This is a genomic window from Streptomyces sp. NPDC051776 (assembly GCF_040681345.1).
Lineage (GTDB): Bacteria > Actinomycetota > Actinomycetes > Streptomycetales > Streptomycetaceae > Streptomyces.
Map to the genome: position 1 here is coordinate 1 of NZ_JBFAYQ010000041.1, position 9,106 is coordinate 9,106.

General features: G+C 71.4%; 6 protein-coding genes. 3 read left to right on the forward strand and 3 right to left on the reverse strand.

Annotated features, from left to right (window positions below; all coding sequences use genetic code 11):
* Positions 1–408: 408 nt before the first annotated feature.
* The gene (locus tag AB0M26_RS25240; protein ID WP_365264126.1) at positions 409–969 is read right to left on the reverse strand and encodes a MarR family transcriptional regulator; all 561 of its coding nucleotides are present in this window, start codon (positions 967–969) and stop codon (positions 409–411) included.
* Positions 970–1,101: 132 nt separating this feature from the next.
* Here AB0M26_RS25240 and AB0M26_RS25245 point away from each other — a divergent pair, with 132 nt between their 5' ends.
* Positions 1,102–2,484, forward strand: a complete 1,383-nt coding sequence (locus AB0M26_RS25245; RefSeq protein ID WP_365264127.1) for an MFS transporter — start codon at positions 1,102–1,104, stop codon at positions 2,482–2,484.
* A gap of 37 nt (positions 2,485–2,521) precedes the next feature.
* Here the strand turns inward: AB0M26_RS25245 and AB0M26_RS25250 are convergent, their stop codons facing one another.
* On the reverse strand, positions 2,522–4,408 hold the full coding sequence (locus tag AB0M26_RS25250) for a SpoIIE family protein phosphatase (RefSeq protein WP_365264128.1): 1,887 nt from the start codon (positions 4,406–4,408) through the stop codon (positions 2,522–2,524).
* Between the two features lie 232 nt (positions 4,409–4,640).
* Positions 4,641–6,002, reverse strand: coding sequence for an NAD(P)/FAD-dependent oxidoreductase (locus AB0M26_RS25255; RefSeq protein WP_365264129.1), 1,362 nt, complete (start codon positions 6,000–6,002; stop codon positions 4,641–4,643).
* A gap of 364 nt (positions 6,003–6,366) precedes the next feature.
* Here AB0M26_RS25255 and AB0M26_RS25260 point away from each other — a divergent pair, with 364 nt between their 5' ends.
* Positions 6,367–7,209: a helix-turn-helix domain-containing protein gene (locus tag AB0M26_RS25260; RefSeq protein WP_365264131.1), complete on the forward strand. Its 843-nt coding sequence runs from the start codon at positions 6,367–6,369 to the stop codon at positions 7,207–7,209.
* Between the two features lie 438 nt (positions 7,210–7,647).
* A partial coding sequence (locus tag AB0M26_RS25265; RefSeq protein ID WP_365264133.1) for a sigma factor occupies positions 7,648–9,106 on the forward strand: 1,459 nt, incomplete at its 3' end.

Below are 9,106 nucleotides of genomic sequence, written 5' to 3' on the forward strand. Positions count from 1 at the left end.
GGCGTTGACTTTTGGCACGCTGTTGAGTTCTCAAGGAACGGACGCTTCCTTCGAAACCATCTCACCGGTTTCTCCGGGCGCTTCCCTTCGGTGTTTCCAACCGTACCAGATTCGTTTTCCGTTCCGTTCCCGGTTCGGATTCGATTCCCGGTCCCCGATTGGAGGGGGTTTGCACCTTCCGGCGCGGCGTCCACGGTAACGCATTTCCCGTCACGCTCATAATCGAGCATTCGGTTCGAAATTCGGCATGCCGAAAACGACCCCGAGAGGATCACGCATCAGTGGATGCCGACGAGCGGCGCGAGTGAAGCCACAGAACCGCACCGGCTGCGTGGCAACCCGGAGAACCCTACGGATGCGCCCCTGCCATGTCAACCCCCTCTGCCCGGCGGGTGAACTGTGGGGTCGTCAGTCCAGGTCGGAGAGGCGTCCGTCGGCGTCCGGCTGGGCTTCCTCCACCCGCCGCAGTACCCGGGTGAGCATGTCGCCCAGCTGCCCGCGCTCCTCGTCCGCGAGGTCTTGGAGAAGGTCCTCCTCGAACACCGATGCCATCCGCATCGCTTCGAGCCACTTCTCGCGGCCCTCCGCCGTCAGCTCGACGATCACCCGTACGCGGTTGTTCTCGTCGCGCTCCCTCGTCACCAGACCCTCGGCGGCCATCCGGTCGACGCGGTGGGTCATCGCTGCGGGGGTCAGGCCGAGGCGCTTGGCCAGGTCCCCGGGGCCCAGACGGTACGGGGCTCCCGCGAGAACGAGCGCCTTGAGGACCTCCCACTCGGCGCTGCTGATGCCGAGGGTCGCGGTCTGGCGGCCGTAGGCCACGTTCATCCGGCGATTCAGGCGCTGGAGAGCCGAGACGACCTTCTCGACCTGGGGGTCGAGGTCGCGGAACTCGCGCTGATAGGCCGCGATCTGTGCCTCGAGGCTCGGCTCCGTGCCGGACTCCGCGTCGGCGGGGGTGTCAGCCATGTCCGGAGTATGGCACGCAGCTCGTTCGCGTTGAACTCCTTCGACGTGTACTCTTTAGGGTCGAACTTTACTGTTGAAGTCTTCAGGCTTCGACTGTCCGACCCTCTTCCGACCTCGACCCAGGAGGTGAGCGTGACCACCGCGATGGGCGCCGCGCTGCGCAGGATCCAGTTGGGGACCGCACTGGCAGCGTTCGGCAATGGCTTCACCGTCCCGTTCCTGTTCGTCTACGTGGCGCAGGTGCGTGATCTCGGCGCGAGCACCGCGGGTGCGGTGCTGGCGGCCTTCGCCGTGGCCGCGCTCGTCGTGCTGCCCTTCACCGGCCGGGTCATCGACCGGCGCGGACCGCTGCCCGTGGCCGTCGTCGGCGCGGTGGCCGCCGCGGCGGGTTCGCTGGCCCTCGGGCTGGTGAGCAGTGAGCCGCTGGTCGTCGCTGCGGCGGGCACCCTCGGCGCTGGGATCGCGGTGATCCAGCCCGCGCTGGCCACGATGATCGTCTGGTGCTCGACGACGGTGACGCGGTCGCGCGCCTTCGCGATGCAGTTCTTCCTCACCAATCTGGGCCTGGGCGTCGGGGGTCTCCTGGGCGGGCTCATCGTGGACACCTCTCGGGCCTCTAGCTTCGTGCTGCTCTTCTCGATCGAGGCGGCGATGTTTCTGGTGCTCGGCGTGACCGCGGCGACCGTACGACTGCCCCGCGCACCGCGCATGGAGGACGCGGTGCCCATGGACGAGCGGGCGAAGGGCGGGTTCCGGGCGCTGCTCGCGGACCGGGCGATGGTGCAGCTCTGCGTGCTGGGCTTTGTGATGTTCTTCGCCTGCTACGGGCAGTTCGAGTCCGGGCTCTCTGCGTTCGCGGTCGAGGTGGCCCGCATCTCACCGGCGATGCTGGGCGCCGCCCTGGCCGCCAACACGGCGGTGATCGTGCTCGCGCAGTTCGTGGTCCTGAAAATGGTGGAGCGGCGGCGGCGCAGCAGGGTCGTCGCGCTGGTCGGGCTGGTCTGGACGGTCGCGTGGGTCGCGGCCGGGGCGTCCGGTCTGGTGCACAGCCGGGCGATGGCGACCGCGGCGATCATCTCGACGTACGCGCTCTTCGGTCTGGGCGAGGCGATGCTGTCGCCGACGATGGCTCCTCTGGTGGCCGATCTGGCGCCGACGGCGCGGGTCGGGCAGTACAACTCCGCTTTCGCGCTGGTGAAGCAGCTCGCGCTGGCCGTCGGTCCTGCGGTGGGCGGGCTGATGGCCGGTTCGGGGATGTATGTGGCGTACATCGCGATGCTCATCGGGTGCTCGCTGGGGATCACGGTGTTGGCGCTGCGGCTTGGCCGCCGCCTGACGCCGGCCCAGGACAAGCCGGTGCGCGCTCCGCACCGGGAGCCCGCCGGGGACGGGACGGTGGCCGCGCGCGTGCCGGCGCCCCGGGCGGAGTCCGAGGCGGTCGTGCCGGTTTCGCGGGCTGGAGCGGCCGTACCCGCCCCGCGGGCGGAGGCCGAGGCGCTGCCCGCGACCGTGTGACCGCCGCGGGCAGCCCGCCTCCGGGCGGGCTGCCCGCTCACTCCTCGGGGAGGGCGAACTCGCACCAGACCGCCTTGCCGCCGCCCGGCGTGCGCCGGGAACCCCAGGCGGAGGCGATGGTGGCGACGATCGAGATGCCGCGGCCTGCCTCGTCCACGGGCTCGGCGCGGCGGCGGCGCGGGAGGTGATCGTCGCCGTCGGTCACCTCGATGATGAGGCGGCGGTCCGTGCGGCGCAGCCGCAGCCGCATGGGCGGGGTGCCGTGCTGAAGGGAGTTGGCGACGAGTTCGCTGACCGCCAGGACGCCCAGGTCGCGCAGGTCCGCGGGGAAGCGCCAGCTCGCCAGGACGCCGGAGGCGAAGGCACGGGCGCGGGGCGCGGCCTCGACGCCGCCGAGCAGCTCCAGTGCGGCGTTGTGGAACAGTTCGGCGTCATGGCCCGTACGGGCCGGGTGCTGGAGGACGAGGACGGCCACGTCGTCGTCGTGGTCCGCGGTGACGCCGAGGGCGCGGATCATGCGGTCGCAGACCACTTGGGGTGTACCGGTGGCACCGGCGAGCGCCTGCTCCAGCGAGGTCACGCCTTCGTCGATGTCCTCGCCACGACGCTCGACGAGACCGTCGGTGTAGAGCACGGCGGTCGCGCCGGGACCGAAGGGCACGGAGCCCGATGTGTGCAGCCAGCCGCCGGTGCCCAGGGGCGGGCCGGTGGGTTCGGCTGCCCGGCGGACGGTGCCGTCGGCGTCGCGGAGGATGATCGGCAGATGGCCGGCGGAAGAGTGAACGAGCCGCCCCTCGTTGGGGTCGTGGACGGCGTACGCACAGGTGGCGATCTGGCTCGGGTCGATCTCCGAGGCGAGTCCGTCGAGCAGTTGAAGGACCTCGTGCGGCGGCAGGTCGAGGCGGGCGTACGCGCGGACGGCTGTGCGGAGCTGGCCCATGACGGCGGCGGCCCGTACGCCGCGGCCCATCACATCGCCGATGACCAGGGCTGTGCGGCCGGCGCCGAGGGTGATGACGTCGTACCAGTCGCCGCCGACGGCCGCGTCTGTGCCGCCCGGCTGGTACGTGGCGGCGATGCGCAGGTCGTCGGGCTGCTCCAACTCCTGGGGAAGCAGGCTGCGCTGGAGGGTGACGGCGGCTTGGCGCTGGCGCCGCTCACTGGTGCGCAGTCGCTCGGCGGCCTCGACCTGATCGGTGACGTCGGTGGCGAAGACGAGCACGCCGCGGTGGGAGCCGGTGGTCGGTGCGGCCGAAGCAGGAGCTGCGGGGGCGCTGTTGGGAACACTGGAGTGCGACCCCGGCGTATTTGCGGGGTGCGCGCCCCTCGCCGTGGTCCCGCCGGTCGCCGTTAGGTCGATGGGACTGCAGGTGAACGTGTAGTGGCCGGGGCGGCTGCGGCCGGTCGGTCCGGCCTGCGCAGCGTCGGCGCGGCCGTCCGCGAACACCTCGTCCACCACCGCCTCGCCGCCGTCCGCGGGCACGCGACGGGACTTGACGGTGCGCGGCTTGCCGCTGCGCAGCACCTGGTCCATGAGTGGGAGCAGGCCGAGTTCGGCGAGCTCGGGAAGGGCCTCGCGCGCGGGGCGGCCGGGGGCGCGGGCGCCGAAGACCGAGGCATACGCCTCGTTGACGTACGCGATGCGGTGCTCGGGGCCGTACACGACAGCGACCAGGCCCGGGACTTGCTCCAGGACGTCCTGGACGGCCAGCCCGCCGACGGTGACGTGCGGCTCCGTGGACGCGGCGGTGGCAGGAGGCGCGGACACGGCGGCGGCCCCGGGGCGCTCGGCGCGGGCGGCCGGCACGGGACTGCCGCTGCCCGCCGCCCCCGATGGCTTACGGGGGCGCGAGCCGCGGTCGGTCCGCGCCGCCGCGCGTCGCTGCGTTCCGGGGAGCCGGGCGCTCCAGCGCGTGAAGTTCACTGAGTTATGCCTCGTGATGTCGCTTCGGGTCAGCCAGGCCGGCCGGGAGTACAGCCGATGCCGTAGATCGTTCCGCACAACACTCTTCGTAGGGATGAGCCCACCCATGGTCACACGTCCAGTGTGGCCGAGAGGACTGACATTCCTCAGACGCGGGGTGCCTGCGGGCAGTTCCGGGCGTAGCCCGAAAGCGTGGCCCGGCGGCCTCCCGTCGTCGTGTGGCGTGCCCGGCTTACGTCGTCTCGTTGTGACGGCCGGTTCCCGCCGCGAGTTCGAACTCGGCGCGTGGGTTCTCCAGCGAGCCGAGCGAAACGATTTCGCGCTTGAACAGCCCCGCGAGGGTCCACTCGGCGAGCACCCTGGCCTTACGGTTCCAGGTCGGTACCCGGCTCAGGTGGTAGGCGCGATGCATGAACCAGGCGGGGTAGCCCTTGAGCTTCCGCCCGTAGATGTGTGCCACTCCTTTGTGGAGTCCGAGGGAGGCCACGGAGCCCGCGTAGGAGTGCTCGTAGTCCTGGAGGGGCCCGCCGCGCAGTGACGCGACGATGTTCTCGGCGAGGACCTTGGCCTGACGGACCGCGTGCTGGGCGTTGGGGGCGCACTCCCTGCCCGCGTCCCTGCCCTTGTCCTTGGCGCCCGCGGTGATGTCGGGGACCGCGGCGGCGTCACCGGCCGACCATGCGTGTTCTGTGCCCTCGACACGGAGGGACGGGGCGCAGATCAGGCGCCCCCGCTCGTTCAGCGGCAGGTCGGTCGCCGCGAGGATGGGGTGCGGTTTGACGCCTGCGGTCCAGACGAGCGTGCGGGTGGGGTAGCGGGAGCCGTCGCTGAGCACCGCGACCCGGCCCTCGCAGCTCTCCAGGCGGGTGCCGAGCCGTACGTCGATATTGCGTCTGCGCAGCTCGCGTACGGCGTACTTGCCCATGTCCTCGCCGACTTCGGGGAGGATCCGGCCGGTCGCCTCGACGAGGATCCACTTCATGTCGTCGGCGTCGACGTTGTGGTAGTAGCGGGACGCGTAGCGCGCCATGTCCTCGAGTTCGGCGAGGGCCTCCACGCCCGCGTAGCCGCCACCGACGAAGACGAAGGTCAGCGCCGCGTCGCGGACCTCGGGGTCGCGCGTGGAGGAGGCGATGTCGAGCTGGCCGAGGACGTGGTTGCGCAGCCCGATGGCCTCTTCGACGGTCTTGAAGCCGATGCCGTGCTCGGCGAGACCCGGAACCGGGAGCGTGCGCGAGACCGATCCCGGGGCCAGGACGAGCTCGTCGTACTCGAGCTCGATGGAGCCGGTGCCCTCCTCCTCGGTCGCGAGCGTCGTGATGGTGGCGGTGCGCTTGGCGTGGTCGATGGCGGTGGCCTCGCCGATGACGACCTGACACCCCTCGAGTACGCGGCGCAGCGGCACCACGACGTGGCGCGGCGAGATCGAGCCGGCGGCGGCCTCGGGGAGGAAGGGCTGATACGTCATGTACGGCTCGGGGTCGACCACGACGACCCGGGCTTCGTCACGTTTCAGCTTCCGCTGAAGGCGCAGGGCGGTGTACATCCCGACGTATCCGCCGCCGACAACGAGAATGCGCGCCGGTTCCTTCACAGAGGGTCTCCTCGCGACGATGCTCACAGCACACTCCCATGACGCACCGGCCACGCGCGTTTGTCCACAGGCTCGGCGAAATGTGTGACCGGGCCGCGGGGAGGGCTCTCCGGGCGGAGGCGCTTGCGAGCGGCCCAACGGCGCAGGTCAGCCGGTGGCGGCGGGTCCGCTCGGGGCTCTGCGGGGCAAGCGGAACGGCCTTGTGGTCCGAACGGGGCGACTCGCGCGGAAAGGGGAGCCTCTTCTTTCTTGACCGGGGCTCAACTATGTTCGTACCTCGTCGGGGTGCTGGACCGCCCCCGGCAGTCAGGGCGGGGAGTCTCCGGGGGGAGACGTCATGACCGGGGGAAACGGGGATACAGGTATGCATATTCAGGGCTCTTCGTCGCTGCGGGTCGATGCGCAGCGGAATCTGGAGCATGTACTGCGCGCCGCGCGCGAGGTCTTCGGCGAGCTGGGCTACGGCGCGCCGATGGAGGACGTGGCGCGGCGGGCACGCGTCGGCGTCGGCACCGTGTACCGGCGCTTTCCGAGCAAGGACGTGCTCGTCCGGCGGATAGCCGAAGAGGAGACGGCCCGGCTGACCGAGCAGGCGCGTGCCGCGCTGGGGCAGGAGGAGGAGCCGTGGTCGGCGCTGTCGCGCTTCCTGCGGACCTCGGTGGCCTCGGGCGCGGGACGGCTGCTGCCTCCGCAGGTGCTGCGGGTGGGCGTGGACGCGGATCAGGAGACGATGCAGGGTGCGGTCGCCTCGGGCTCCGGCGCCGTGGCGGGTGCGGGCCGGGGCGCTGCAGCGGGTTCCGGTGCGGTTGCCGCGCCGGGCGCCGGTGCCGGTGCGGCGGCTTCCGGTGGAACCCGGGCCGCCTCGGCCGCGCGGTTGCCGCAGCAGCGACACGCGCAGGCGGGCCTACGGCTGGTGGAACAGCCGTCAGCGCAGGAGGACGGTGCAGCACGGACCGCGGAGGGCGCCCGGGCGGTCACCGCTCCGGGCGACGACGCCGGGATAGGTGAGCTGCTCGACGTCGTCGGGCAGTTGGTCGAGCGGGCGCGAGCGGCGGGCGAGCTGCGGCGGGATGTGACGGTCGCGGACGTGCTGCTGGTCATAGCAACCGCCGCGCCCTCCTTGCCGGATGCCGCTCAGCAACAGGCGGCTTCCGCACGCCTGTTGGACATCCTTCTGGAGGGTCTGCGGTCACGGCCTCTGGCCTAGCCGGGGGTTGGGCTCGGCGGTTGACCTCGCTGGCACCTTGGGCTCGGCGGTTGGCCTCCCCGTAACTCGGTTTGCTCGCGTTACTAAGGGCTCGGTGGGGGCTCGCTGTTGCTGCGGCTCTTCCGGGGCTTGCCGTGACTGCGGGCTCGTCGTACCGGGGTTGCGGCTGTCGGCGGCGTTCGTGAGGAGAGACGCTGCGGCTTGGTACGCGGATCGATACGGGGGTGGTCGGGGCTGCCGACGTGCACCGACGCGCCGTTCCGGCGAAGCGACATCCGGCCATCGGGGAAGTATGCCCCTATCGGGGTACGCATGAGGCTCTATCGTGTGAACACACCCCTCAGGGGTGGTTGGTCGCCATGAGGGGTGGGCCGCGAGCGGCTGTATGTCAGGCTGACACGGTGTTCCGGTGTAACTGCGGGTACGAGGGCCTGGGCTATGGAGGCTGACGGGCGGGACGAGCCACGTCGCGGCGGCGAACTGGCCGACGGCCCCTTACCGAACGTGCCGTCGCAGCGCGAGGACGCCTCGGTGCCGGAGACGGCACCTGCCGAAGTGGGCCGATCGGACGCCGACTTGATCGTCTCGATGCGTGACGGCGACCTCGACGCGTTCGGCGAGTTGTACCGGCGCCATGCGGGAGCGGTCCGGCGGTACGCGCGTACGTGCTGTCGAGACGTCCGCGGCGCCGAGGACCTCACGGACGTGGTGTTCCTGCGGACGCTCCAGGCCGTCCGGGGTGGCACGGGGCCCGACTCCGCGATCCGTATCCATCTCCTCACGATGCTGAGGCGGGTCGCGGCGGCGTGGGCGAGCACCACAAAGCGCGACCTGCTCGTCGAGGACTACGCCGTGTTCGCCGGGTCCGCGGAGCGCACCCGAGATGCCCATGAGGACGCGTTCATCCCGGACCCTGACGTGCGCGCCATGCGCGGGGCCGAACAGTCGCTGGCGGTACGGGCGTTCCGTAGTCTGCCCGAGCCCTGGCAGACGGTGCTGTGGCACATCACGGTCGAAAAGGAGCGGGCGGACCAGGTGGCCCCGCTCCTCGGGCTGAGCCCGAAGGCGACCGGAGTGCTGACGCAACGTGCCTGCGAGGGATTCACGCAGGCCTATCTGCAGGCGCACGTGAACTCCTCACGCCTCGCCGGTGGTGACTGCACCCGTTACGCCGCTCGTCTGGGCGTGTTCGCCCGCGGCGCGTTGCGCGGGCTGGCAGCCCGCGGACTGCGGGAACACGTGGCGAGGTGCCCCAAGTGCCGTACGGCCGCGCTCGGGGCGAGAGACGTCGACGCCCGCCTGCGCGCACTCCTGCCGGTCGCGATCCTCGGCTGGTCGGCCACGGGGTACGCGACCGAGGCGACGGACCTCGGTGCGGCGGCCGGGGCACCCGGCACCTCGCCCTGGATGGCTGGTCGCGCCGGAACGACCGTTCCCGCCGGCGCGGTGGTGCCTGCGCCGCGCGAGGACGGCACGGGAGGTGCGCCGGGTGCCCATGGCGACGACTGCCACGCGGCGAGCTCGGGCGGGGACCAGAGCGAGGGAGAAGGAGAAGGAGAAGGAGAGGGAGACGCGGGAACGGCGAAGGCGTCGGTGACAGGATCCGCCACGCCGACGTCCGGAGCGGCGGACGTCGGCCGGTCGGGCGCCGAAGTCGGAGCGACGAACGCGGACATGGCGGATCCGACGATCGCTGAGGCCGACCCCGTCGCCTCATGGGAAGACAGCACTTCCCCGTCGGAAGGCGCCGTGGACTCCCGCACCGCCGAGGGCACCTCGGAGAGCACCGACCATGGGGACGAGAGCACCGAACCTCCCGGTTGGTTCGGATTTCCCGCGAGGGCAACGTCCCATGCGGGCTCGCACGCGGAGCCGGCGGCGGGGCCCGCGGAACGCG

Bases quoted from the DNA above. Each gene is read 5' to 3' on its own strand.
- AB0M26_RS25240 (WP_365264126.1), bottom strand. From the start codon at position 969: ATGGCTGACACCCCCGCCGACGCGGAGTCCGGCACGGAGCCGAGCCTC.
- AB0M26_RS25260 (WP_365264131.1), top strand. From the start codon at position 6,367: ATGCATATTCAGGGCTCTTCGTCGCTGCGGGTCGATGCGCAGCGGAAT.